At 59.9% G+C, this 24,144-nt stretch carries 27 protein-coding genes; 12 read left to right on the top strand and 15 right to left on the bottom strand.

Features of this window, described 5'->3' with window-relative positions; translation table 11 throughout:
• Positions 1–18: 18 nt before the first annotated feature.
• Positions 19–2,289: an ATP-dependent Clp protease ATP-binding subunit ClpA gene (gene clpA / locus KJF94_RS15480; RefSeq protein ID WP_214377208.1), complete on the top strand. Its 2,271-nt coding sequence runs from the start codon at positions 19–21 to the stop codon at positions 2,287–2,289.
• Positions 2,290–2,527: 238 nt separating this feature from the next.
• On the opposite strand, the gene infA is transcribed toward clpA, so the two are convergent.
• From infA to trxB, 4 genes are all read right to left on the bottom strand, one after another.
• Positions 2,528–2,746 (bottom strand): translation initiation factor IF-1, encoded by a 219-nt coding sequence (gene infA, locus KJF94_RS15475; RefSeq protein WP_002553999.1) that lies wholly within the window; start codon positions 2,744–2,746, stop codon positions 2,528–2,530.
• A 100-nt stretch (positions 2,747–2,846) separates the two neighbouring features.
• Positions 2,847–3,554 carry an arginyltransferase gene (locus KJF94_RS15470; RefSeq protein WP_214377207.1) on the bottom strand — a complete coding sequence of 236 codons (708 nt, stop codon included), beginning with the start codon at positions 3,552–3,554 and terminating at the stop codon, positions 2,847–2,849.
• Positions 3,555–3,610: 56 nt separating this feature from the next.
• Positions 3,611–4,291, bottom strand: coding sequence for a leucyl/phenylalanyl-tRNA--protein transferase (gene aat / locus KJF94_RS15465; RefSeq protein ID WP_214377206.1), 681 nt, complete (start codon positions 4,289–4,291; stop codon positions 3,611–3,613).
• 64 nt (positions 4,292–4,355) lie between these two features.
• Entirely contained in the window at positions 4,356–5,315 is a 960-nt protein-coding gene (gene trxB / locus KJF94_RS15460) for a thioredoxin-disulfide reductase (RefSeq protein ID WP_214377205.1), read from the bottom strand.
• Positions 5,316–5,610: 295 nt separating this feature from the next.
• On the opposite strand from trxB, the gene KJF94_RS15455 reads away from it, so the two are divergent.
• The 6 genes from KJF94_RS15455 to cysG all read left to right on the top strand — a co-directional run bounded on the left by KJF94_RS15455 (position 5,611) and on the right by cysG (position 13,302).
• Positions 5,611–8,019: a DNA translocase FtsK gene (locus KJF94_RS15455; protein ID WP_214377204.1), complete on the top strand. Its 2,409-nt coding sequence runs from the start codon at positions 5,611–5,613 to the stop codon at positions 8,017–8,019.
• Positions 8,020–8,099: 80 nt separating this feature from the next.
• Positions 8,100–8,723 carry an outer membrane lipoprotein periplasmic chaperone LolA gene (gene lolA, locus KJF94_RS15450; RefSeq protein WP_214377203.1) on the top strand — a complete coding sequence of 208 codons (624 nt, stop codon included), beginning with the start codon at positions 8,100–8,102 and terminating at the stop codon, positions 8,721–8,723.
• Positions 8,724–8,914: 191 nt separating this feature from the next.
• Positions 8,915–10,237, top strand: a complete 1,323-nt coding sequence (locus KJF94_RS15445) for a replication-associated recombination protein A (RefSeq protein WP_214377202.1) — start codon at positions 8,915–8,917, stop codon at positions 10,235–10,237.
• Positions 10,237–10,611, top strand: a complete 375-nt coding sequence (gene crcB / locus KJF94_RS15440) for a fluoride efflux transporter CrcB (RefSeq protein WP_084321280.1) — start codon at positions 10,237–10,239, stop codon at positions 10,609–10,611. Before KJF94_RS15445 ends, crcB begins: the two co-directional genes overlap by 1 nt.
• Positions 10,612–10,626: 15 nt before the next feature.
• Positions 10,627–11,907, top strand: coding sequence for a serine--tRNA ligase (gene serS, locus KJF94_RS15435; RefSeq protein WP_214377201.1), 1,281 nt, complete (start codon positions 10,627–10,629; stop codon positions 11,905–11,907).
• A complete protein-coding gene (gene cysG / locus KJF94_RS15430; RefSeq protein WP_214377200.1) occupies positions 11,908–13,302 on the top strand; it encodes a siroheme synthase CysG in 1,395 nt (464 codons plus the stop codon).
• A gap of 132 nt (positions 13,303–13,434) precedes the next feature.
• On the opposite strand, the gene KJF94_RS15425 is transcribed toward cysG, so the two are convergent.
• From KJF94_RS15425 to KJF94_RS15385, 9 genes are all read right to left on the bottom strand, one after another.
• Positions 13,435–14,436, bottom strand: coding sequence for a glutathione S-transferase family protein (locus KJF94_RS15425; protein WP_214377199.1), 1,002 nt, complete (start codon positions 14,434–14,436; stop codon positions 13,435–13,437).
• Between the two features lie 90 nt (positions 14,437–14,526).
• Entirely contained in the window at positions 14,527–15,528 is a 1,002-nt protein-coding gene (locus KJF94_RS15420; RefSeq protein ID WP_214377198.1) for a glycosyl transferase family protein, read from the bottom strand.
• Entirely contained in the window at positions 15,525–15,860 is a 336-nt protein-coding gene (locus KJF94_RS15415; RefSeq protein ID WP_214377197.1) for a TusE/DsrC/DsvC family sulfur relay protein, read from the bottom strand. Before KJF94_RS15415 ends, KJF94_RS15420 begins: the two co-directional genes overlap by 4 nt.
• Complete coding sequence (gene tusB / locus KJF94_RS15410; protein WP_214377196.1) at positions 15,857–16,150, bottom strand: sulfurtransferase complex subunit TusB; 294 nt, start codon at positions 16,148–16,150, stop codon at positions 15,857–15,859. Before tusB ends, KJF94_RS15415 begins: the two co-directional genes overlap by 4 nt.
• Positions 16,150–16,512: a sulfurtransferase complex subunit TusC gene (gene tusC / locus KJF94_RS15405; protein WP_214377195.1), complete on the bottom strand. Its 363-nt coding sequence runs from the start codon at positions 16,510–16,512 to the stop codon at positions 16,150–16,152. Before tusC ends, tusB begins: the two co-directional genes overlap by 1 nt.
• A gap of 1 nt (position 16,513) precedes the next feature.
• Complete coding sequence (tusD, locus tag KJF94_RS15400) at positions 16,514–16,906, bottom strand: sulfurtransferase complex subunit TusD (protein ID WP_214384882.1); 393 nt, start codon at positions 16,904–16,906, stop codon at positions 16,514–16,516.
• A gap of 197 nt (positions 16,907–17,103) precedes the next feature.
• Positions 17,104–17,808, bottom strand: a complete 705-nt coding sequence (locus KJF94_RS15395; RefSeq protein WP_214377194.1) for a YoaK family protein — start codon at positions 17,806–17,808, stop codon at positions 17,104–17,106.
• Positions 17,809–17,836: 28 nt separating this feature from the next.
• Positions 17,837–18,166: a DUF6388 family protein gene (locus tag KJF94_RS15390; protein ID WP_214377193.1), complete on the bottom strand. Its 330-nt coding sequence runs from the start codon at positions 18,164–18,166 to the stop codon at positions 17,837–17,839.
• 20 nt (positions 18,167–18,186) lie between these two features.
• Entirely contained in the window at positions 18,187–18,435 is a 249-nt protein-coding gene (locus KJF94_RS15385; protein WP_214377192.1) for a hypothetical protein, read from the bottom strand.
• Between the two features lie 161 nt (positions 18,436–18,596).
• Here KJF94_RS15385 and KJF94_RS15380 point away from each other — a divergent pair, with 161 nt between their 5' ends.
• Positions 18,597–18,947, top strand: coding sequence for a hypothetical protein (locus KJF94_RS15380; protein WP_214377191.1), 351 nt, complete (start codon positions 18,597–18,599; stop codon positions 18,945–18,947).
• Between the two features lie 86 nt (positions 18,948–19,033).
• Here the strand turns inward: KJF94_RS15380 and KJF94_RS15375 are convergent, their stop codons facing one another.
• Positions 19,034–19,477 (bottom strand): GNAT family N-acetyltransferase, encoded by a 444-nt coding sequence (locus KJF94_RS15375; protein WP_214377190.1) that lies wholly within the window; start codon positions 19,475–19,477, stop codon positions 19,034–19,036.
• A gap of 150 nt (positions 19,478–19,627) precedes the next feature.
• On the opposite strand from KJF94_RS15375, the gene KJF94_RS15370 reads away from it, so the two are divergent.
• Positions 19,628–20,065: a hemerythrin domain-containing protein gene (locus KJF94_RS15370; RefSeq protein ID WP_214377189.1), complete on the top strand. Its 438-nt coding sequence runs from the start codon at positions 19,628–19,630 to the stop codon at positions 20,063–20,065.
• 52 nt (positions 20,066–20,117) lie between these two features.
• Positions 20,118–20,705, top strand: coding sequence for an NUDIX domain-containing protein (locus tag KJF94_RS15365; RefSeq protein ID WP_214377188.1), 588 nt, complete (start codon positions 20,118–20,120; stop codon positions 20,703–20,705).
• Positions 20,706–20,813: 108 nt separating this feature from the next.
• On the opposite strand, the gene KJF94_RS15360 is transcribed toward KJF94_RS15365, so the two are convergent.
• Positions 20,814–21,323 carry a methylated-DNA--[protein]-cysteine S-methyltransferase gene (locus KJF94_RS15360; RefSeq protein WP_214384881.1) on the bottom strand — a complete coding sequence of 170 codons (510 nt, stop codon included), beginning with the start codon at positions 21,321–21,323 and terminating at the stop codon, positions 20,814–20,816.
• 148 nt (positions 21,324–21,471) lie between these two features.
• On the opposite strand from KJF94_RS15360, the gene ggt reads away from it, so the two are divergent.
• On the top strand, positions 21,472–23,199 hold the full coding sequence (ggt, locus tag KJF94_RS15355) for a gamma-glutamyltransferase (protein WP_214377187.1): 1,728 nt from the start codon (positions 21,472–21,474) through the stop codon (positions 23,197–23,199).
• Between the two features lie 69 nt (positions 23,200–23,268).
• A complete protein-coding gene (locus KJF94_RS15350; RefSeq protein WP_214377186.1) occupies positions 23,269–23,802 on the top strand; it encodes a cysteine hydrolase family protein in 534 nt (177 codons plus the stop codon).
• Positions 23,803–24,144: the final 342 nt, after the last annotated feature.

Genomic DNA, 24,144 nt, shown 5'->3' with positions numbered 1-24,144 from the left:
TGGGTATGAGGTGAAGCTATGTTAAACCGCGAGCTCGAAGTCACCCTCAATCTTGCCTTCAAGGAGGCCCGTTCGAAGCGTCATGAGTTCATGACCGTCGAGCATCTCCTGCTGGCCCTATTGGATAATGAGGCTGCCGCCACCGTTTTGCGTGCCTGCGGCGCAAACCTCGACAAACTCAAGCATGATCTGCAGGAGTTCATCGACTCCACCACGCCGTTGATCCCCGTACATGATGAGGATCGCGAGACCCAACCAACCCTGGGCTTCCAGCGTGTCCTGCAGCGTGCTGTTTTCCACGTACAGAGCTCGGGCAAACGCGAAGTGACTGGCGCCAACGTGCTGGTTGCGATCTTCAGTGAGCAAGAAAGTCAGGCAGTGTTTCTGCTGAAACAGCAGAGCGTTGCGCGCATCGATGTCGTCAACTACATCGCTCATGGCATTTCCAAAGTGCCGGGGCATGGCGATCACTCTGAAGGTGAGCAAGATATGCAGGACGATGAGGGCGGTGAGTCTTCTTCTTCAGGCAATCCTCTGGATGCTTATGCCAGCAACCTCAACGAACTTGCGCGCCAGGGTCGAATCGATCCGCTGGTCGGTCGTGAGCTCGAAGTCGAGCGTGTCGCGCAGATCCTCGCGCGCCGCCGCAAAAACAATCCGCTGCTGGTGGGCGAGGCGGGCGTGGGTAAAACCGCGATTGCCGAAGGCCTGGCCAAACGCATTGTCGACAACCAGGTGCCGGACCTGCTGGCCAACAGCGTGGTGTATTCCCTCGACCTGGGCGCCTTGCTGGCCGGGACCAAATACCGCGGCGATTTCGAGAAACGCTTCAAGGCGTTGCTCAACGAGCTGAAAAAACGTCCGCAGGCGATCCTGTTCATCGACGAGATCCACACCATCATTGGTGCGGGTGCCGCGTCCGGTGGCGTCATGGATGCCTCGAACCTGCTCAAGCCGCTGCTGTCGTCCGGTGATATTCGTTGCATCGGTTCGACCACCTTCCAGGAATTCCGCGGGATCTTCGAGAAGGACCGTGCCTTGGCACGACGCTTCCAGAAGGTCGATGTGTCGGAGCCTTCGGTGGAAGACACCATTGGCATCCTGCGCGGCCTGAAAGGGCGTTTCGAGCTCCATCACAATATCGAATACAGTGATGAAGCCCTGCGCGCCGCTGCCGAACTGGCCTCGCGTTATATCAATGACCGGCACATGCCGGACAAGGCGATCGACGTGATCGACGAGGCGGGTGCCTACCAGCGTCTGCAGCCGATCGAGAAACGCGTGAAACGCATCGAAGTGCCTCAGGTCGAGGACATCGTCGCGAAAATTGCGCGGATTCCGCCTAAGCACGTCACCAGTTCCGATAAAGAATTGCTGCGTAACCTTGAGCGTGACCTGAAGTTGACGGTGTTTGGTCAGGATGCCGCAATCGACTCGCTGTCGACCGCGATCAAACTGTCCCGTGCCGGCCTCAAGTCGCCTGACAAGCCTGTCGGTTCGTTCCTGTTCGCAGGCCCGACCGGTGTCGGTAAAACCGAAGCGGCGCGTCAGTTGGCCAAGGCGTTGGGCATCGAGCTGGTTCGTTTCGACATGTCCGAGTACATGGAGCGCCACACCGTATCGCGTCTGATCGGTGCGCCTCCTGGTTATGTCGGGTTTGATCAGGGCGGTCTGCTGACCGAAGCCATCACCAAGCAGCCTCACTGCGTGCTGTTGCTCGATGAGATCGAGAAGGCGCATCCGGAAGTCTTCAACCTGCTGCTGCAGGTCATGGACCACGGTACGCTGACTGATAACAACGGGCGCAAGGCGGATTTCCGTAACGTGATCGTCATCATGACGACCAACGCCGGTGCCGAAACCGCTGCGCGTGCTTCGATCGGTTTCACCCATCAGGACCACTCGTCCGATGCGATGGAAGTGATCAAGAAAAGCTTCACGCCAGAGTTCCGCAATCGTCTGGACACCATTATCCAGTTTGGTCGCCTCAGCCATGAGGTCATCAAAAGCGTGGTGGACAAGTTCCTTACCGAGCTTCAGGCGCAGCTGGAAGACAAGCGCGTGCAGCTGGAAGTGACCGACGCGGCGCGCAGCTGGCTGGCGGCGGGTGGCTATGACTCGGCAATGGGCGCTCGACCAATGGCGCGTTTGATCCAGGACAAGATCAAGCGTCCGCTGGCGGAAGAGATTCTCTTTGGCGAACTGGCCGACCATGGCGGCGTAGTACATATCGACCTGAAGGACGGCGAGCTTACCTTCGAGTTCGAAACTACGGCAGAAATGGCCTGACGTTAAATCGCAACAAAGCAAAAGGCGCCGAAAGGCGCCTTTTTGCTGTCTGGGGTTTGTACACCGCACCCCTGTGGGAGCGAGCCTGCTCGCGATGAGCCCAGCACATTCAACATCAATGCAAGCTGATCCACCGCTATCGCGAGCAGGCTCGCTCCCACATTGGCAATGTGTGGGTCGTCAAATCCCGGACAAACAAAAACGCCCGGCATAAGCCGGGCGTCTTGTATTGACTTGATTAGCGAGCGCGGTAAGTGATGCGCCCTTTGCTCAAGTCATAGGGCGTCAGCTCGACGCGCACTTTGTCACCGGTAAGAATACGAATGTAGTTCTTGCGCATCTTGCCGGAGATATGCGCGGTTACGACGTGCCCATTTTCCAACTCCACGCGAAACATGGTGTTGGGCAGGGTGTCGACGACAGTGCCTTCCATTTCGAAGCTGTCTTCTTTCGACATGCAGTAAAGCCCTCGGTGTCCAATGAATGGCCCGGTGCAACTGCGCCAGGCAAAAGCGGCGTGCATTGTGCCCGAAAAATGGGGTTTAAGCCAAGGGGTTCTAGTTCAGGATGACCCAGCGCTGATTAATCAGCAGTTCGATAGGGCGATATTGGGTCTTGTAGCTCATCTTTTTGCAGTTTTTGATCCAGTAACCCAGGTAGACCGCTTCCAGCCGCAGCCGTTGGGCCTCGGCGATTTGCCAGAGGATCGCGTAGCGTCCCAGGCTGCGTCGTTCTTCAGAGGGTTCGTAGAAGGTGTAGACCGCCGAAAGACCGTTCGGCAGCAAGTCGGTGACGGCCACCGCCAACAGTTGGCTATCCAGGCGAAATTCGTAGAAACGGGAAAACGGCAGGTCACGCACCAGGAAGGTCGAGAACTGGTCTCGGCTCGGCGGGTACATGTCGCCGTCTGCATGCCGTTGTTCGATGTAGCGCTGATACAGGTCGAAGTATTCTTCGCTGAACTTGGGTTTGGCGGGTCGTATCTGCAAGTCGGCGTTGCGCTTGAAAATGCGTTTTTGCTGACGGTTGGGCGTAAATTGCGCCACGGGGATGCGCGCCGGTACACACGCATTGCAATTCTGACAATGAGGCCGGTAAAGATGATCGCCGCTGCGACGAAAACCCATTTCAGACAGGTCTGCATAGACATGCACATCCATGGGCTGACTAGGGTCGAGGAACAAGGTCGTGGCCTGCTCCTCGGGCAGATAACTGCAAGAGTGGGGCTGAGTGGCATAAAACTTCAAACGCGCCAACTCGGTCATGATCAACCCTCGGGATAAGCTTTGAATTAAGTGTAAGCCACCGGCGCAAAAGTCGCTCAGCAAACCCAGCTGGCGCGGTTGGGCTGATCCAGATGCTGCGCCAGGTAGCGGGCAAATTCACGACGAGGAATGGCTCGCGCGCCCAGACTGTGCAAATGGTCGGTGGGCATCTGGCAATCGATCAGCACGAAACCCGAGTCTTTCAGATGTTTGACCAGGGTGGCAAAGCCAAATTTGGAGGCATTGTCGGCGCGGCTGAACATGGACTCGCCGAAAAACAGCTGGCCCATCGCTAATCCATACAGCCCGCCAACCAGTTCACCCTGGTCCCAGACCTCAACCGAATGCGCGTAGCCACGCTGGTGCAGAGCGAGGTAGGCGTTCTGCATGGCTTCGGTGATCCAGGTCCCGTCGGCGTAATCCCGCGGCGCGGCACACGCGCGAATGACCGCGGCAAAATCCTGATCAAAGGTCACTTGATAGCGTTGCTGGCGCAGCAGCTTGTTCAGGCTGCGCGAGACATGCAGTTCGTCGGGAAACAGCACGGTGCGCGGATCCGGTGACCACCAGAGAATCGGCTGGCCTTCCGAGAACCAGGGGAAGCAGCCGTGGCGATAAGCCTGAATCAGACGATCGGCGGACAGATCGCCGCCCGCGGCCAGCAATCCGTTGGGATCACGCATGGCTTTTTCCAGCGGCGGGAACGTCAGGGTATTGCGTTGTAACCAAGTCAGCATGGCATCCGGGCTTACAGAAGGGGAGGGCAGTGGTGGGCGGGTGCGCCCACCGTGAAGTTTGCCGTCAAACGGTCGGAATGTCGTCGAGGTATTTTTCGGCGTCCAGCGCGGCCATGCAACCGGCCCCGGCGGAGGTGACGGCCTGACGATAAACGTGATCCGCCACATCACCGGCGGCGAACACGCCGGGGATCTCGGTGGCCGTGGCATCGCCTTCGCTGCCGCCTCTGACCCGCAGATAGCCGTCGTGCATGTTCAACTGGCCAATGAACAGGTCAGTGTTGGGTTTGTGACCGATGGCGATGAACACGCCGGCCAGCGGCAGTTCGCTGGTTTCACCGGTATGGCTGTCACGCAGGCGGGCGCCGGTCACGCCGCTGGCATCGCCCAGGACTTCGTCGAGATTTTGATTCCAGTGCAGGCGAATATTACCGTTGGCGGCTTTATCGAAGAGTTTGTCCTGAAGGATTTTCTCCGAGCGCAACTTGTCACGTCGGTGAATCAGGTGAACTTCCTTGGCGATGTTGGACAAGTACAGCGCTTCTTCAACGGCGGTATTGCCGCCACCGACGACGGCCACCACCTGGTTGCGATAGAAGAACCCGTCACATGTCGCGCAGGCTGAAACGCCTCTGCCGGCAAAGGCTTCTTCCGAGGGCAGGCCCAGGTATTGCGCCGAAGCGCCGGTGGCGATAATCAGTGCATCGCACGTGTAAGTGCCGCCATCACCGGTAAGTTCGAACGGGCGTTGTTGCAACTTGGCGGTGTGGATGTGGTCGTAAACGATCTCTGTGTCAAAGCGCTCGGCGTGTTTTTGCATGCGTTCCATCAGCACTGGGCCGGTCAGGCCTTCGACGTCACCGGGCCAGTTGTCGACTTCGACGGTGGTGGTGAGCTGGCCACCTGCCTGTATCCCGGTAATGACCACCGGTTTGAGGTTGGCACGGGCGGCATAAACGGCCGCGCTGTAACCGGCAGGGCCAGAACCCAGAATGATCAGGCGGCAATGCTTGGATTCGCTCATAAAACACCTCATAAGCCTTTGTCACAAAAGAGAATGCGTGCTCAAATTGAATCGCGGGTGGTGTGCCGTTAGCTATGCTGATCCATGGCCTGCCAGCATGGCATCGTACGAACAAACCCGTACAATGCGTGCCGGTCACTTGAATATTCAGTGCACGCCGTGTTTATAAAAACCGGAGTGCAGTGTTAAAAGTAGTCCCAGTTGCGCCTGTTAACTTTTTTACCTGCCTGGATTGGGCAGTTTTTTATAGTCATTCAACAGATGGACGCGCCATAGGCGCAGGAAAAGAAGCGTTTTGAAGAAATCCACCGCAGCACCTAAACCAGCCGTCGTTCCGCTTTGGCGCCAGCATTTGCACTACCGACTCAAGGAAGGTGCATTGATCGCCATCGGCGGCTTGTGCCTGTTCCTGATGATGGCCTTGCTGACTTACGGCAAGGACGATCCGGGCTGGAGCCATAACAGCAAGATCGACGATGTTCAGAACTTCGGCGGACCGGTCGGCTCCTACAGCGCCGATATCCTGTTCATGGTGCTGGGTTACTTCGCTTACATCTTCCCGCTGTTGCTGGCGATCAAGGCTTGGCAGATCTTCCGTCAACGCCACGAACCGTGGCAGTGGAGCGGCTGGCTGTTCTCCTGGCGCCTGATCGGTCTGGTGTTCCTGGTGCTGTCGGGCGCGGCACTCGCGCATATCCATTTCCATGCCGCGACCGGTCTGCCGGCCGGTGCGGGCGGGGCGCTGGGCGAAAGCCTTGGCGACCTGGCCCGGAACGCGCTGAACATTCAGGGCAGCACCTTGCTGTTCATTGCCCTGTTCCTGTTCGGCCTGACGGTGTTCACCGACCTGTCATGGTTCAAGGTGATGGACGTCACCGGCAAGATCACCCTCGACCTGTTCGAACTGTTCCAGGGTGCGGCCAATCGCTGGTGGGCCGCCCGTGTCGAGCGCAAGCAACTGGTTGCGCAGTTGCGTGAAGTCGACGATCGCGTGCATGACGTGGTCGCGCCGACCGTCACCGACAAACGCGAGCAGGCCAAGGTCAAGGAACGCCTGATCGAACGTGAGCAGGCCCTGAGCAAGCACATGTCGGACCGCGAGAAGCATGTGCCGCCCGTCATTGCCCCCGCGCCGCCGAAACCCGCAGCGCCGAGCCAACGCGTAGAAAAAGAGAAACAGGCGCCACTGTTTGTCGACAGCGCCGTCGAAGGCACCTTGCCGCCGATCTCGATTCTCGATCCCGCGGAAAAGAAACAACTCAATTACTCGCCTGAATCCCTGGCAGCCGTCGGCCATTTGCTGGAAATCAAGCTCAAGGAATTTGGCGTAGAAGTCTCGGTGGATTCGATTCATCCGGGGCCGGTGATTACCCGTTACGAAATCCAGCCTGCCGCCGGGGTCAAGGTCAGCCGCATCTCCAACCTGGCGAAAGACCTGGCGCGTTCCCTCGCCGTGACCAGCGTGCGGGTGGTGGAAGTGATTCCGGGCAAGACCACTGTCGGTATCGAGATTCCAAACGAAGACCGTCAGATCGTGCGCTTCTCCGAAGTGCTGTCGACGCCTGAGTACGACAACTTCAAATCCCCGGTGACCCTGGCCCTGGGCCACGACATCGGCGGCAAGCCGGTCATCACCGACCTGGCGAAAATGCCGCACTTGCTGGTGGCCGGTACGACCGGTTCCGGTAAGTCGGTGGGTGTGAACGCGATGATCCTGTCGATCCTGTTCAAGTCCGGCCCGGAAGACGCCAAGCTGATCATGATCGACCCGAAAATGCTTGAGCTGTCGATCTACGAAGGCATTCCGCACCTGCTGTGCCCGGTCGTGACCGACATGAAGGACGCGGCCAACGCCCTGCGCTGGAGCGTGGCGGAGATGGAGCGTCGCTACAAACTGATGGCGAAGATGGGCGTGCGCAACCTGTCGGGCTTCAACGCCAAGGTCAAGGAAGCCCAGGACGCCGGAACGCCGCTGACCGACCCTTTGTACAAGCGCGAAAGCATTCACGACGAAGCTCCGCTGCTGACCAAGCTGCCGACCATCGTTGTGGTCGTCGACGAATTTGCCGACATGATGATGATCGTTGGCAAGAAGGTTGAAGAGCTGATTGCCCGTATCGCCCAGAAGGCCCGAGCGGCCGGTATCCACTTGATCCTCGCGACCCAGCGTCCGTCGGTTGACGTGATCACCGGTCTGATCAAGGCGAACATTCCGACGCGTATGGCGTTCCAGGTGTCGAGCAAGATCGATTCGCGGACCATCATCGACCAGGGCGGTGCCGAGCAACTGTTGGGCCACGGTGACATGCTCTACATGCCGCCGGGCACCAGTCTGCCGATTCGGGTTCACGGCGCGTTCGTGTCCGATGACGAGGTTCACCGGGTGGTTGAAGCCTGGAAGCTGCGCGGTGCGCCGGAATACAACGACGAGATCCTGGCCGGTGTCGAAGAAGCCGGCAGCGGCTTTGAGAATGGCGGCGGTGGCGGTGATGACGATGCCGAAACCGATGCGCTCTACGACGAAGCGGTACAGTTCGTCCTGGAAAGCCGTCGTGCGTCCATCTCCGCGGTTCAGCGCAAGCTGAAAATCGGCTACAACCGCGCCGCACGCATGATCGAAGCCATGGAAATGGCCGGGGTCGTGACGTCCATGAACACCAACGGTTCCCGTGAAGTCCTGGCGCCTGGCCCGGTACGCGACTGATTTGATTTGATGCCTTGAATTGAAAAGCGATGGCACAGTGATGCGTCATCGCACTCCCCACGAATGTTAAGAGGACTCCCATGCGTCTTATCCGCATGCTGTTGCTGCCGGTACTGGCTTTGACCACGCTCTCGGCCCACGCCGATGACAAGGACGTGGCGCGTCTGACCCAACTGCTGGAAAAATCCCAGACCCTGACCGCACGCTTCTCGCAGTTGACCCTCGATGGCAGCGGTACCCAGCTGCAGGAAACGGCCGGTGAAATGTCGCTGCAGCGTCCAGGCCTGTTTTACTGGCACACCGATGCGCCGGCCGAGCAAGTCGTGGTTTCCGACGGCAAGAAGGTCACGCTGTGGGACCCGGACCTGGAGCAGGCCACCATCAAGACGCTTGATCTGCGCCTGAGCCAGACGCCGGCGTTGCTGCTGTCCGGTGACGTGTCCAAGATCAGCCAGAGCTTCGCCATCAGCGCCAAGGAAGCCGGCGGCGTGATCGACTTCACCTTGAAGCCGAAAACCAAGGACACCCTGTTCGACAGCCTGCGCCTGTCGTTCCGCAATGGGCTGGTCAATGACATGCAATTGATCGACAGCGTCGGTCAGCGCACCAACATCCTGTTCACCGGCGTGAAGGCCAACGAGCCGATCCCGGCGTCCAAGTTCAAGTTCGACATCCCTAAAGGGGCGGACGTGATCCAAGAGTAAAACGCCGAACCTGTGGAAACGGGCTTCTGTGGCGAGGGAGCTTGCTCCCGCTGGACTGCGCAGCAGTCCCCTTCTTTTCAGTTAAAAAGAGGGGCCGCTTCGCAACCCAGCGGGAGCAAGCTCCCTCGCCACAGATTGATGACATGCTTGGCTGATTGGCATCTGGAATAAGAGGTTTTAGAAAAGCAGTGATGGACCTGTTTCGCAGCGCCCCGATCTCCCAGCCCTTGGCCGCCCGTTTGCGCGCAGCCAATCTGGATGAGTACGTCGGTCAGGAACACGTGCTCGCTCGCGGCAAGCCTTTGCGCGAAGCGCTCGAGCAGGGTGCCCTGCACTCGATGATTTTCTGGGGCCCGCCGGGCGTGGGCAAAACCACACTGGCGCGGTTGCTGGCGGAAGTCTCGGATGCGCACTTCGAAACGGTCTCGGCAGTCCTGGCCGGCGTGAAGGAAATTCGCCAGGCGGTGGAAATCGCCAAGCAGCAGGCCGGTCAGTACGGCAAGCGCACCATCCTGTTCGTCGACGAAGTGCATCGTTTCAACAAGTCGCAGCAGGATGCGTTTCTGCCGTACGTTGAAGACGGCACGCTGATTTTCATCGGCGCGACCACGGAAAACCCCTCGTTCGAACTCAACAACGCGTTGCTCTCCCGAGCACGCGTCTACGTGCTCAAAAGCCTCGACGAAGCGGCCCTGCGCAAGCTGGTGCACCGCGCGCTGACTGAAGAGCGTGGCCTGGGCAAACGGCAACTGACCCTCAGTGATGAAGGTTTTCTGATGCTGTTGTCTGCCGCCGATGGCGATGGCCGGCGCTTGCTCAACCTGCTGGAAAACGCCTCGGACCTCGCCGAAGACAACAGCGAGATCGGCGTCGATCTGCTGCAAAGTCTTTTGGGCGATACCCGCCGGCGTTTCGACAAGGGCGGCGAAGCGTTCTACGACCAGATTTCCGCGCTGCATAAATCGGTGCGCGGTTCCAACCCGGACGGCGCGCTGTACTGGTTCGCGCGGATGATCGACGGCGGTTGCGATCCGCTGTACCTGGCCCGGCGCGTGGTGCGCATGGCCAGCGAAGACATCGGCAACGCGGATCCGCGCGCATTGAGCCTGTGCCTGGCGGCGTGGGAAGTGCAGGAGCGACTCGGCAGTCCCGAAGGCGAACTGGCAGTAGCCCAGGCCATCACTTATCTGGCTTGCGCGCCGAAAAGCAACGCGGTGTACATGGGTTTCAAGGCGGCCATGCGCAGCGCCACCGAACATGGTTCGCTGGAAGTGCCGTTGCACCTGCGCAACGCGCCGACCAAGCTGATGAAACAATTGGGTTATGGCGACGAATACCGTTATGCCCACGATGAACCGGATGCCTACGCCGCTGGCGAGGATTACTTCCCGGAAGAGCTTGAGCCACAACCGTTCTATCAGCCGGTGCCGCGTGGCCTGGAGCTGAAGATCGGCGAGAAACTCAAACACCTTGCGCAACTGGACCGTCTCAGCCCCCGACAGCGGAGAAAATAGTGCTTCCATTGATCGTTGCGGTTTCCGTCGGCGGTGTTGCCGGCACGTTGTTGCGCTTCGCCACAGGTAACTGGATCAACGCTAATTGGCCGCGGCACTTCTATACCGCGACGCTGGCCGTTAATATCGTGGGCTGTTTGCTGATCGGCGTTCTATACGGTCTGTTTTTGATACGCCCGGAAGTACCGATCGAGGTGCGTGCCGGGTTGATGGTCGGCTTCCTCGGGGGGCTGACGACTTTTTCATCCTTTTCACTGGATACGGTGCGCCTGCTGGAAACGGGGCAAATGCCGCTGGCTATAGTCTATGCGGGCATCAGCGTATTCGGCGGGCTGCTCGCCACCTGGGCTGGCCTGTCCTTGACCAAACTTTGATAACGAGAGACCGACATGCTCGATTCCAAACTGTTACGTAGCAACCTTCAGGACGTAGCGGACCGCCTGGCATCCCGTGGCTACACGCTGGATGTTGCGCGCATCGAAGCGCTGGAAGAACAGCGCAAGACCGTCCAGACCCGCACCGAAGCACTGCAGGCTGAACGTAATGCGCGCTCCAAATCCATCGGTCAGGCCAAGCAGCGCGGCGAAGACATCGCGCCGTTGATGGCGGACGTCGAGCGCATGGCGAATGAATTGAGCGCCGGTAAAGTCGAACTGGACGGGATCCAGACCGATCTGGATTCGATCCTGCTCGGCATCCCGAACCTGCCGCACGAGTCCGTGCCGATCGGCGATGACGAAGACGGCAACGTCGAAGTGCGCCGCTGGGGCACCCCGACCGCGTTCGATTTCCCGGTCCAGGACCACGTTGCCCTGGGCGAGAAGTTCGGTTGGCTGGACTTTGAAACCGCCGCCAAGCTGTCCGGTGCCCGTTTCGCTTTGCTGCGCGGCCCGATCGCCCGTCTGCACCGCGCCCTGGCGCAGTTCATGATCAACCTGCACACCAGCGAACACGGTTACGAAGAGGCTTACACGCCTTATCTGGTCCAGGCGCCGGCGCTGCAAGGCACCGGTCAGTTGCCGAAATTCGAAGAAGACCTGTTCAAGATCGCTCGCGAAGGCGAGGCCGATCTGTACCTGATCCCGACCGCTGAAGTGTCGCTGACCAACATCGTTGCCGGCGAAATCGTCGATTCGAAACTGCTGCCGATCAAGTTCGTCGCCCACACGCCATGCTTCCGCAGCGAAGCCGGCGCATCGGGTCGCGATACCCGCGGCATGATCCGTCAGCACCAGTTCGACAAAGTCGAGATGGTCCAGATCGTTGAGCCATCGACGTCGATGGAAGCGCTGGAAGGCCTGACCGCCAACGCCGAGAAAGTCCTGCAACTGCTGGAACTGCCTTATCGTACGATTGCCCTGTGCACCGGCGACATGGGCTTCAGCGCGGTCAAGACGTACGACCTGGAAGTGTGGATCCCGAGCCAGGACAAATACCGAGAGATTTCGTCGTGCTCCAACTGCGGCGATTTCCAGGCCCGTCGTATGCAGGCGCGTTTCCGTAACCCGGAAACCGGCAAGCCTGAACTGGTTCACACCCTGAACGGTTCCGGCCTGGCGGTCGGTCGTACCCTGGTGGCAGTGCTGGAAAACTACCAGCAGGCCGACGGCTCGATCCGTGTGCCTGAGGTGCTGAAACCGTACATGGGTGGCCTTGAGGTCATCGGCTAAATGGACTATCTGCCGCTGTTTCATAACCTTCGCGGCAGTCGTGTGTTGGTCGTCGGCGGGGGGGAGATTGCCTTGCGCAAATCCCGCCTGCTGGCCGATGCCGGTGCGCTGCTGCGGGTGGTCGCGCCTGAAATCGAACCGCAACTGCGTGAGCTGGTTGCCGGCAGCGGTGGCGAGTGCCTGTTGCGTGGCTACGTCGAAGCGGATCTGCAGGGTTGCGGGCTGATCATCGCCGCCACCGACGATGAACCGCTGAACGCGCAGGTGTCCGCCGATGCCCATCGGCGTTGCGTGCCAGTCAATGTGGTGGATGCGCCTGCGCTGTGCAGCGTGATCTTCCCGGCCATCGTCGACCGTTCGCCGCTGATCATCGCCGTGTCCAGCGGCGGCGATGCGCCGGTGCTGGCGCGTCTGATCCGCGCGAAAATCGAAACCTGGATTCCTTCAACATACGGTCAACTGGCCGGGCTGGCGGCGCGTTTTCGCAACCAGGTCAAAGGTCTGTTCCCGGATGTACAGCAGCGCCGTGCGTTCTGGGAAGAGGTGTTCCAGGGCCCGATTGCCGACCGGCAACTGGCCGGGCAGGGCGCCGAAGCCGAGCGTCTGTTGCAGGCAAAAATCGATGGCGAAGCGCCTGTCGCTACTGGCGAAGTCTATTTGGTGGGTGCGGGGCCGGGTGATCCCGATCTGCTGACCTTCCGCGCCTTGCGCCTGATGCAGCAAGCCGATGTGGTGCTGTATGACCGTCTGGTGGCGCCGGCGATTCTGGAGTTATGCCGTCGCGATGCCGAGCGGGTCTACGTCGGCAAGCGTCGCGCCGATCACGCCGTGCCGCAGGATCAGATCAATCAGCAATTGGTGGATCTGGCCAAACAGGGCAAGCGTGTCGTGCGGTTGAAGGGCGGTGATCCGTTCATCTTCGGCCGTGGCGGTGAAGAGATCGAAGAGCTGGCGGCCCATGGCATCCCGTTCCAGGTCGTGCCGGGGATCACGGCGGCCAGCGGTTGCGCGGCGTATGCCGGGATTCCGCTGACCCACCGCGATTACGCGCAGTCGGTGCGATTCGTTACCGGCCACTTGAAGGACGGCTCCACCGATTTGCCATGGGCCGATCTGGTCGCACCGGCGCAAACCCTGGTGTTTTACATGGGGCTGGTGGGCTTGCCGATCATCTGCGAGCAGTTGATCAAGCATGGTCGCGGAGCGGATACCCCGGCGGCGTTGATCCAGCAGGGCACCACGGTCAATCAGCGGGTATTTACCGGCACCCTGGCCGATCTTCCACGGCTGGTGGCGGAGCATGAAGTGCATGCGCCGACGCTGGTGATTGTTGGGGAAGTGGTGCAACTGCGCGAGAAACTGGCGTGGTTTGAAGGGGCTCAATCACAAGTCTGAGCACTGCATTGTCCCCATCGCTGGCAAGCCAGCTCCCACAGGTTTTTTGGTGAAGCTGCAATCTTTGGCATCACCCAAAACCCTGTGGGAGCTGGCTTGCCAGCGATGGGGCCCTCAAAACCTGCAAACATCTCAAGCCCTGCGCCAGACCCCTTTCCCGCTCAACCGCGCCCTATCATGGGCAGCGCTGAAATCCTGCTCCGGCCCTTTCGGCACGATACCCGTCGGGTTGATGGTCTTGTGACTGCCGTAATAGTGATTTTTGATGTGGGTGAAATCCACCGTCTCGGCAATCCCCGGCCACTGATAAATCTCGCGCAGCCAGTTCGACAGGTTCGGATAATCGGCAATCCGTCGCAGGTTGCACTTGAAGTGCCCGTGGTACACCGCATCAAAGCGAATCAGCGTGGTGAACAGTCGAATGTCCGCTTCGGTCAGGTATTCACCCACCAAATAACGATTGGCATCTAACAACGCTTCCAGTCGATCCAGCTCGGCAAACACTTCATCGAATGCCTCTTCATAAGCCTTCTGCGACGTGGCAAACCCGGCGCGGTACACACCGTTGTTCACCGCCGGATAAATCCGTTCGTTCAGCGCATCAATCTCGCCCCGCAGTGGCGCCGGATAAAAGTCCAGGTCATTACCGGTCAGGTCATCGAAGGCACTGTTGAACATGCGGATGATCTCCGCCGACTCGTTGTTGACGATGCGATTCTGCTGTTTGTCCCAAAGCACCGGCACGGTGACGCGGCCGGTGTAGTCGGCGGTATCCGCGGTGTAGCGCTGGTGCATGAAGTCGAAGTGATCGAGCTTGTCGCCGGTCGAGCCAAGGTTCTGGTCGAAGGTCCAGCCGTTTTCCAGCATCAACCAGCTGACCACCGACACGTCGATCAGGCTTTCGAGGCCTTTGAGTTTGCGCAGGATCAACGTGCGATGCGCCCATGGACAGGCAAGGGACACGTACAAATGATAGCGACCTGCTTCGGCCGCAAAGCCACCGACACCGGTCGGGCCAGGCTTGCCGTCGGCGGTCAGCCAGTTGCGACGTTGTGCCTGTTCACGCTGGAACGCGCCGTCCTTGCTGCTTTCGTACCACTGGTCATGCCAGCGACCTTCAACTAACAAACCCATGTTCGAGACTCCTCAACCGATAAGCGTTGGAGAGGAGTCTATTCCGATAGGTTCGATAAAAAAGCGCAAAGCTTGAAGGATTATGATCGGTTAAATCGATCTATCCCGAGCGTCCCAATACTGCCGGGCGGTTTCGAAGGCTTGCTCGCGAGTCTGGCCGAGGCCGCGCAAGGCGAGGGCCATGGTCGCGATCAGCGCCATTTGCGGGTAGCTGTCGACTACGTCGCCACGCCAAACAGCTTTCAAATGCTCGGGGTCGAGCGAGGCGGGCTTGACGTGGCGCTGGCTCGACAGCTGCGGCCATTCCTCGTCCCAGCTCTCGCCGCCGGTGGTGCCATACAGGTGGCTGTCGGCGTCCGGGTTGATCTCGATCTCGCCGCCATCACCCTTGACCACAATCGCCGTGTCGCCGAGCAAACCGCTGGCATCACGGTGCACCGCCTGATAACCGGGGTGGAAAATGCTTTGCAGGCCACAGCGAGCGTTCAACGGGTTGAGAATGCGCGCCAGGGAATGGATCGGAGAACGCAGGCCGAGGGTGTTGCGCAGGTCGATCATCCGTTGCAGTTGCGGTGCCCAATCCACCAGCGGCATGAACGCCAGGCCGCCATTGTCGAGGGCCGAACCGACCTGTTGCCAGTTGCGGCACAGCGGGATGTTCAACTCGTCCAGCAGTTGCTCGCTGTACAGCCGCCCGGCGGTGTGCGCGCCACCGCCGTGCATGAAAATCCGCACGCCGTTCTGCGCCAGGCACTTGGCTGCCAGCAGATACCACGGCAAATGACGCTTCTTGCCGGCGTAGGTCGGCCAGTCCAGATCGACATTCAATGCCGGTGCCTGCAAACGTTCACGCAAGGCTTCGGTGAACCCGGCCATCTCTTCGGCGCTTTCTTCCTTGTGCCGCAACAGCATCAGAAAGGCGCCGAGCTGGGTGTCCTCGACCTTGTCGTCGAGCACCATGCCCATGGCTTCGCGGGCTTCTTGCCGGGTCAGGTCCCGGGCGCCACGCTTGCCTTTGCCAAGGATCCGCACGAATTGGGCGAACGGGTGTTCGGCGGGCGTTTCGAGGGTCAGCGCTGGGTAGTCGGTCATAAGCAGTTCGTCGGTTTGGGCAGGCCCGCCAGTTTCGCGGCGAGTTTGGCAGGGGTGCCTTTGAACAGTCGGTTCAGGTGCAGGCTGTTGCCTTTTAGCGGGCCGAGCTTCAAAGCGGTGTACTTGATCAGCGGGCGTGTCGCCGGGGACAGTTGGAATTCGGCGTAGAAGCTGCGCAGCAGTTCGAGGATTTCCCAATGGTCAGGGCTCAACTCGATGTCTTCGGCGGCGGCGAGGGCGCTGGCTACTTCGGCGGACCAGTCGCTCAGTTCAACCAGGAAGCCATCCTTGTCCAGCTCGATGGCGCGGGCGCCGACGGTCAGTGAATTCATAGCCAACTGTTGACCTTGTCGTAGTGAATCGACAGTTCGACGAAGGCTGGATAGTCGATGGCCTTGGCGGTGTCAGGAATCTCCAGCGCGCGTGCCTGGGCGTCTTCGGCCAGCACGAACAGCGTCGGGTGGCGAGCATTCAGCGCGTTGCAGGGCGCGGTGCCCGGCTGCAACGCGTACACCGCGTCGCCGGTCAGCAGCAGCGCATCGTTCGCGCCGATCACGCGCAGGCAACTGGTCAGGCGATCGTCGCCGAACGGGGAATGAGACAACACATGCAAAGTCGACATCAGAGGGTGATCACCTGGTCGTAACGGTCAATGAGGGCGGTGATTTCGTGGGCGCTCAGCACCTGGGCTTCTTCGAGTGCCAGCCCGGTGGGCTCCAGACCACGTTCAGCGGCGCTGTCGCCACAGACGAACAGGTCTTCGACGCCGAACATCGGCAGCGCTTGCAGGTTGGCGCTCAGGTCTTTCTGTTGCAGGGCCCTGGCGTCCTGTTTCGCGGCGAGCTGGAACACCCCGTCATCGAGAAACAGCAGGCCGATCGGCAGGTCGAATGCGCCGCCGGCCAGCACGATGTCCAGCGCTTCCCGCGCATTCGGCCCGGACCACGGTGCCTGACGGCTGATAATCAGCAGGGATTTGGACATGTCACGCACCTCCGAAGCAAATCAGGCGGCCGGCATCCTGCACCGCGTCATGCAACTGGCCGAGGCCGGACAATTCCCAGGGCGCGCCGACGGCGACCGCTTCGCGCTGATAACGCTGGGCTTCTTCCTCATTCAACACGCCACGGCGCAAGGCGGCGGCGATGCAGACCACGCCGTCCAGCTGGTGCTCGGTGACAAAGGCGCGCCATTGCTTGGGCAAGTCCTGTTCATCCTGCGGCGTGACCACGCTGGCGGAGGCGTTGTACACGCCATCCTGATAGAAAAACAGCCGGACAATTTCATGTCCGCCGGCCAGCGCAGCCTGGGCGAACAGCAAGGCGCGGCGCGAGGAGGGCGCATGGGCGGCGGAAAACAGCGCGATGGCGAACTTCATGACGGACTCGATCAGCGAAACTGCGGCCATGATAAAGCTTTATCGGCGGGGCGGCTAAATCGATGTTGTTCAGGCGGGCCCTATCGCGGGCAAGCCCGCTCCCACAGGGTTTTGTGGCGGATGCCGATTTCATGTACGACAAAAGAACCTGTGGGAGCGGGCTTGCTCGCGATGGGGCCCGAACAGCCAATGCAGATTCAACGCGGCATATACCCCAACTGCCAACGCCGTGGAATCTTCAGCGCCAGCACCCCCAGCGCACCCGCCAGCAATCCGCTGACAAACAGCGCCTTGAGCCCAAGATGATGTTCCAGCACGGCACCCAGCACTGCGCCGGCAAACATGCCGGTCCAGGGGATCAGTTGCACCCGCCAACCGTTGCGCCGCTCGCCGAGCATCCAGCGTCCCAATCCCCGGCCGAAGCGCGACAGGGCGCCGGTGACATAGGTCAGCCCCACCGGCAGACCGTTCACTTCTTCGACGGCCGCATTGAGCATACCCATGGCGATGATCGCTGCCAGCAGCGCCGGCAGTTGTTCGTCATAGGGCCAGGCCGCAGCCGCACACAACAGCATGGCGATGCACAGCAACAACGGCAGCGCCCGACGCCCGCCAACACGACTGACCACAATGCCCAAGGCGTTACCGATGATGAACGTCGCCACGAGGAGCAGCAGGCGCCACGTCAGGCCCATGTCGCCGTCGCTGATCGCCACGGCGAGGCGGGTGGTGTTGCCGCTCATGAAGGAGACGAAGTCGCCGCTGGCCATGAAGCCGATGGCGTCGGTCATGCCGGCGAGTACCGAGAGCGCGGCCACCAGCGACAGGCCGATGCGTCCACGCCATTTCTGGGTGTGCAGGTGCCCCGGACTGGCGTGGGTGGTGGAGGACGAAGGCAGCATCGGCGGCAGGATCCTTGAGCGGCAACGGTTACGGATTCAATCCATATAACTCGCAATATTCCAGCCAGTCCATCCCCGCCATTTCCGCTACTTCCTTGTGCACTTCCATACGCTGGGCCTGATAGTCCTCTGCCGTAGCGGCAGTCAGTTGCAGCGTCAGCTCCCAGGCGAACAATCCCAGGCGCTCGGCCTCGGCTTCGAACGCTTCATGCAAGCGTTCGTCGCGAAATTGCGCCGCTGTCTCACCCTTGGCCTGGGCCAGCAGCGGGTTGAGGTTGTCGAGTTCGTGGCGCAGCTCGGGGCGCTCATCAAGAAACTTCTGCAGCGCCTGCTCGTGTTGCTGTTCGGTTGCCGCCATGGTCGCTCCTTGAGAATGGGTTACGAAGACTGCTTCTTGCTGGCCTTGGCCGCAGCGGCCAGGCATTCGAGGGCAAACTGCTCGCAGTAGGTCATCTGGATCGGCGTGGTTTCGCCCTTGACGGTGCGTTCGCCGTCGAGGATGTAACGAATCCGCTTGTCGGTGACGCCGATTCGCTTGGCGATCCAGGAAGGCGTCTGACCGATCTGGCTGATCAGCTTGTCGGCATATTCAGCGGTCGGTTTGTAAAACTCGGCGTTGGGTGTCATGGACGTTCCAGAAAAAATGGGCCCGGAATGAGGGGCGATGCAGCGTTTGGCGCGACAGGGTGCGCGAATCGTTGCGCGGTGTCGCGGTATAAATGAAGTAAAGCAGAACGATACGCCCGCCCACGGTGATAAAGTCCGCTTTTTCTTGATGAGCACATGCAATGCGAATTCTGATGGTGGCGCTGGCCGCAACGTTGCTGGCGGGATGTGCCGGTTCGGCAATGAACGATGCCCGTACCGGAACCCCGTACAAAACCCTGACGTCGGACAAGCCGGAAAAAGTTGTCGCCCAGTGCGTGCAGTTCTCCTGGCAGGACGAGGCGGTGTTCGGCGTTGATGCGGGCGCGTACCTGCAACCGGGCAAGAAGGGCGGATCGACGGTTTACACGCGCTCGGCGGAATCCTTTGTGGACATCACCGCGGATGCGTCGGGTACGGCGTTGAGTTACTACGCGAAGCATGACGACTTTGTCGCCAAGCGCCGGTTGGCGGCGTTGGCGACTTGCCTCTGATCTTCTGAACACCGCAATACCCTTGTAGGAGCACGGCTCGCCGGCGAAGGCGATTTCACGGACGCCTTCGCTGGCAAGCCATGCTCCTACAGGGAGAGTTCGGCGTTGTTGATCAGACGCTTCTGAAAAAAGAAGCGCTTGTGCCCCGGTGGGTAGTCAGCGATCTGCCCCAACTCGCTATACCCAAACTTCCTGTAAAACTCCGGCGCCTGAAAGTCGAAGGTGTCCAGCCAGATTCCCACGCATTCCTTCTCCCGCGCCAGGTCTTCGGCCATCTGCATCAGCCTGGAGCCGATGCCTTGTCCTCGGCCCTGTTCCGGCACTGACAGCAATTCGATAAACAGCCACTGATAGAAAAACCGGCCATACAGTCCGCCCAGGATTTCACCCTGGTCATCGCGCACCAGCAAGGCCAGCGGTTGTGCGTTGCCGTCCCCCGCTTGCGCGACGTTATAGGCCCGCAACGGTGCAAGGATCGCCTCGCGATCTTCCGGTGTCGGGTTTTGCGACAGTTCGATGCTGAGTGTCATCGGCTACATCCTTATGGCAGTGAGGCACGAGCGTATCCGGGTCGCGACGATTGTTCTATCCCCCCGATGAACAGAGGAACCGTCGCCAGCGCGCAGATGTCTAGCCTTTACAGCGTCATTCCAGAACGCAGCCGATGAGGACTACCTGCCTTGAACATTTTTGAAGCCTTGCGCGAAAGCCATGACCGCCAACGCACCTACGCGAAGGCATTGATCAAGACCAGCGGCGACACCCCGGAACGCGTCGAAGCGTACAAACAGCTCAAGTCCGAACTCCAGGCGCACGAAACCGCTGAAGAACGGCATTTCTATATCCCGTTGATGGAATTCGATAGTGGCGTCGACCTCAGCCGCCATGCGATTTCCGAACACCATGAGATGGACGAAATGATGGAAGAACTCGACGAGACCGAGATGTCCAGCCCGGCCTGGCTGGCGACCGCGAAGAAACTTTCCGAGAAGGTCCATCACCACTTGAAAGAGGAAGAGCAGAAGTTCTTCCAGATGGCCGGCAAGTTGCTCGACGACAAGCAGAAAGAAACGCTCGCCGGGCAATATGAGAAGGAATACAAGGCGCAACTGTCATGAGGGACTTTTCGTCTAAGATGGGCGTCTTCTGACGATATAAGGACGCCTTGTCATGCCGAACACAGCCGAGCGGGTCAACATCATCGAGTCCCAGGTGTTGTCCCACGACTGGTATTTGCTGAAGAAAATCACCTTTGATTACCAGCGCAACAATGGCGAATGGCAGCGCCAGACCCGCGAGGTCTACGACCGTGGCAATGGCGCGGCGATTCTGCTGTTCAACCGTGAAAAGAGAACCGTCGTGCTGACGCGTCAGTTCCGCTTGCCGGTGTTCGTCAACGGTCACGACGGTTTGCTGATCGAAGTGGCGGCGGGGTTGCTTGAAGGTGCTGCGCCGGAAGAGCGCATACGCGATGAAGCGGAAGAGGAAACCGGTTATCGCGTGCACCATGTGCAGAAGGTCTTCGAGGCCTACATGAGCCCCGGCTCGGTGACTGAAAAACTGCACTTCTTCATCGCCGAATACGACGCTTCATCGAAAGTCAGCGACGGTGGCGGGCTGGAGGAAGAAACCGAAGAACTGGAGGTGCTGGAGTGGTCGTTCGATGCGGCGCTCGAGGCGTTTTATCGCGGCGAAATCTGCGATGCGAAGACCATCATGCTGCTGCAGTACGCGGCGATGAAAAACATCTTCGCCTGAGCATGCAGTTATCTGTAGGAGCGAAGCTTGCTCGCGAAGGTGTGTCAGGCGACAGCACCGTTGCTGACACACCTTCGCGAGCAAGCTTCGCTCCTACATCAAGCAAGGTCAAAAGCCTTCGAGACGTCCGGTTTTACCTCGACAACCTTCCAGCGTCAGCAACAATTCCTTCGCCTCAAGCCCACCCGCAAACCCCGTCAGTTTCCCCGATGCGCCGATCACCCGATGACACGGCGCAACAATCGAGATCGGGTTCTTGCCATTCGCCGCACCCACCGCGCGAACCGCGCTCGGGTTGCCGATCTGCTCGGCAATCTGGCTATAGCTGCGGGTTTCGCCGAACGGAATGGTCAACAGTGCCTGCCACACCTTCTTCTGAAAGTCGGTCCCGACGAAATCGAGCTCCAGATCGAAGCGATTTCGTGTGCCGGCAAAGTATTCCGTCAGTTGCTGTCGGGCGCGAACAAGGATCGGGTTGTCCGGGGCTTCACTCAGCGAGCCGAGCCGCACCCGGTTCGGCTTGTCGTTTTCCCAGAGGATGGCCGCCAGTCTTGAGCCGTTCGCGACCAGCTTCAATTCGCCGACCGGGGAGGCCATGGTGGTGAAGGTAAACGTCATGCCGGCGAACTCCGGAAACAGTTGAGCAGGGGGCAAGCATACTGCCTCATCGGGGAGGCGCAATACGTAATCCCAGCCATACTGCGTACTGCTCTTGAAACGTTTTCTCTGTTTTTTACCGACCCTAAAAACAAAAAGAGACCGACTCATGAAGTTCGAACCTTTTGCCAAATCGCTCATCGCGACCTCCTTGGCGCTCAGCTGCCTGATGGCCCACGCGGCCTCCGTCGCGCCCGTCGCAGCCGAAAACGGCATGGTGGTCACTGCCCAGCACCTGGCCAGCCACGTGGGTGTGGATGTGCTCAAGAACGGTGGCAACGCCGTCGATGCCGCCGTCGCGGTCGGGTATGCGCTGGCGGTGGTGTATCCCGCGGCGGGCAACCTGGGTGGCGGCGGTTTCATGACGATTCAACTGGCGGACGGGCGCAAGACTTTCCTCGACTTCCGCGAAAAAGCCCCCCTGGCCGCGACTGCCGACATGTACCTCGACAAGGAGGGCAATGTCGTCCCGGACCTCAGCACCCGTGGTCACCTCGCGGTCGGCGTGCCGGGCACGGTTTCCGGCATGGAACTGGCGCTGAGCAAGTACGGCACCAAACCGCGCAAGGAAGTGATCGAACCGGCGATCAAGCTCGCCGAAGACGGTTTTGTGCTGGAGCAGGGCGATGTCGATTTGCTGGAGTACGCCACCGACGTGTTCAAGAAGGACATCAAGGATTCCGGCTCGATCTTCCTGAGCAACGGCGAACCGATGCAGGTCGGGCAGAAACTCGTGCAAAAAGACCTGGGCAAGACCCTGCGGGAAATTTCCGAGAAGGGCGCCGACGGTTTCTATAAGGGGTGGGTGGCCGACGCCATCGTCACCTCCAGCCAGGCCAACAAGGGCATCATCACCCAGGCCGATCTCGACAAGTACAAGACCCGCGAACTGGCGCCGATCGAGTGTGACTATCGTGGCTATCACGTGGTCTCGGCACCGCCGCCAAGCTCTGGCGGCGTGGTCATCTGCGAGATCATGAACATCCTCGACGGCTACCCGATGAAGGACCTGGGCTACCACTCGGCGCAGGGCATGCACTACCAGATCGAAGCCATGCGCCACGCGTATGTGGACCGCAACAGCTACCTCGGCGACCCGGACTTCGTGAAGAACCCGATCGCGCATCTGCTGGATAAAAACTACGCCACCAAAATCCGCGCTGCCATCAACCCACAGAAGGCCGCTGTGTCCAGCGAGCTCAAACCCGGGGTTGCGCCGCATGAAGGCAGCAACACCACCCATTACTCGATCGTCGACAAATGGGGCAACGCGGTCTCGGTGACCTACACCTTGAACGACTGGTTCGGCGCTGGCGTCATGGCCAGCAAGACCGGGGTCATTCTCAATGACGAAATGGACGACTTCACCTCGAAAATCGGCGTACCGAACATGTACGGCCTGGTGCAAGGGGAGGCCAACGCCATCGCGCCCGGCAAGGCACCGCTGTCGTCCATGAGCCCGACCATCGTCACCAAGGATGGCAAAGTGGTGATGGTTGTCGGCACGCCGGGTGGCAGTCGCATCATCACTGCGACCTTGCTGACCATCCTCAACGTGATCGACTACGGCATGAACATCCAGGAAGCGGTGGATGCGCCGCGTTTCCACCAGCAGTGGTTGCCGGAAGAGACCAACCTGGAAACCTTCACCACCAGCCCGGACACGGTGAAGCTGCTCGAAAGCTGGGGGCACAAGTTCGCCGGGCCGCAGGATGCCAACCATATCGCGGCGATCCTGGTCGGGGCGCCGTCGCTGGACGGTAAACCGGTGGGCAAAAACCGTTTCTACGGGGCGAACGATCCGCGTCGCAACACCGGGTTGTCGCTGGGTTATTGAGGGTTGTGTTTGCAGGGGGGCGGATTTACTTTCTGTCCCCTGACTTACCGATAGATCAAGGACGGAATCATGACTACCGCATTGTTAATCATTGACGTCCAGCGGGCGCTCTGCGCTGGCGAGTACGAGTGCTTCGAGATTGCGCGTGTCATCGAACGCATCAACGGCCTCAGCGCCAGAGCCCGAAAGGCCGGGATTCCGGTGGTGCTGATCCAGCATGAGGAAGAGGGAAGTCCGCTGGCGTATAACGCTGACGGCTGGCAACTGGCCGAAGGGCTGGAAACATCGCCCAAGGATTGGCACGTACGCAAGACCACACCGGATTCGTTCTACCAGACCAACCTGCAAAAGCAGCTGCCGAAGGAAGATTTCGAACGCCTGGTCATCTGCGGCCTGCAAACCGACTATTGCGTGAATGCCACCGTGCGTCAGGCGCTGCAACTGGGTTACGACGTGGTGCTGGCAGCTGACGCTCACTCCACTGTCGATAACGGAAACCTCGCCGCCGAAGACATCATCGCCGAGCACAACAAGGACCTGGCACATTTGACCGGCTCGGTGGCGCGGATCGACGTGACGCCCGCGGCCGCCATCACGTTCTAGCGCCTGTGCCAGAATCGTTTTTTCATAGGAACCTGGCTTGCCGGTGTTGACGCATTCAAGGGCGCCATCGCCGGCAAGTCAACCTCGTGCAACCGCTGCATCAGCGCCTGAAACCGCTCACATTTGTGGCGAGCGAGCTTGCTCGCGCTGGGCTGCGTAGCGGCCCTTAAAATCTGACAATCATTGCCGATTTTTGTGAGTGCTACGCACTCAAGCGGGAGCAAGCTCCCTCGCCACAGGTTTCTCTGATTCAAGACGTTCTTAAGTGAACAGCATTACTGCGGCGAGGGGGCTTGCCCCTAACTCCGAAACGGACGAGCAGAGACCCGAACTGGAACTACA

This window comes from Pseudomonas hormoni (genome assembly GCF_018502625.1).
Lineage (GTDB): Bacteria > Pseudomonadota > Gammaproteobacteria > Pseudomonadales > Pseudomonadaceae > Aquipseudomonas > Aquipseudomonas hormoni.
This window is presented reverse-complemented; position numbering and strand designations above follow the sequence as displayed.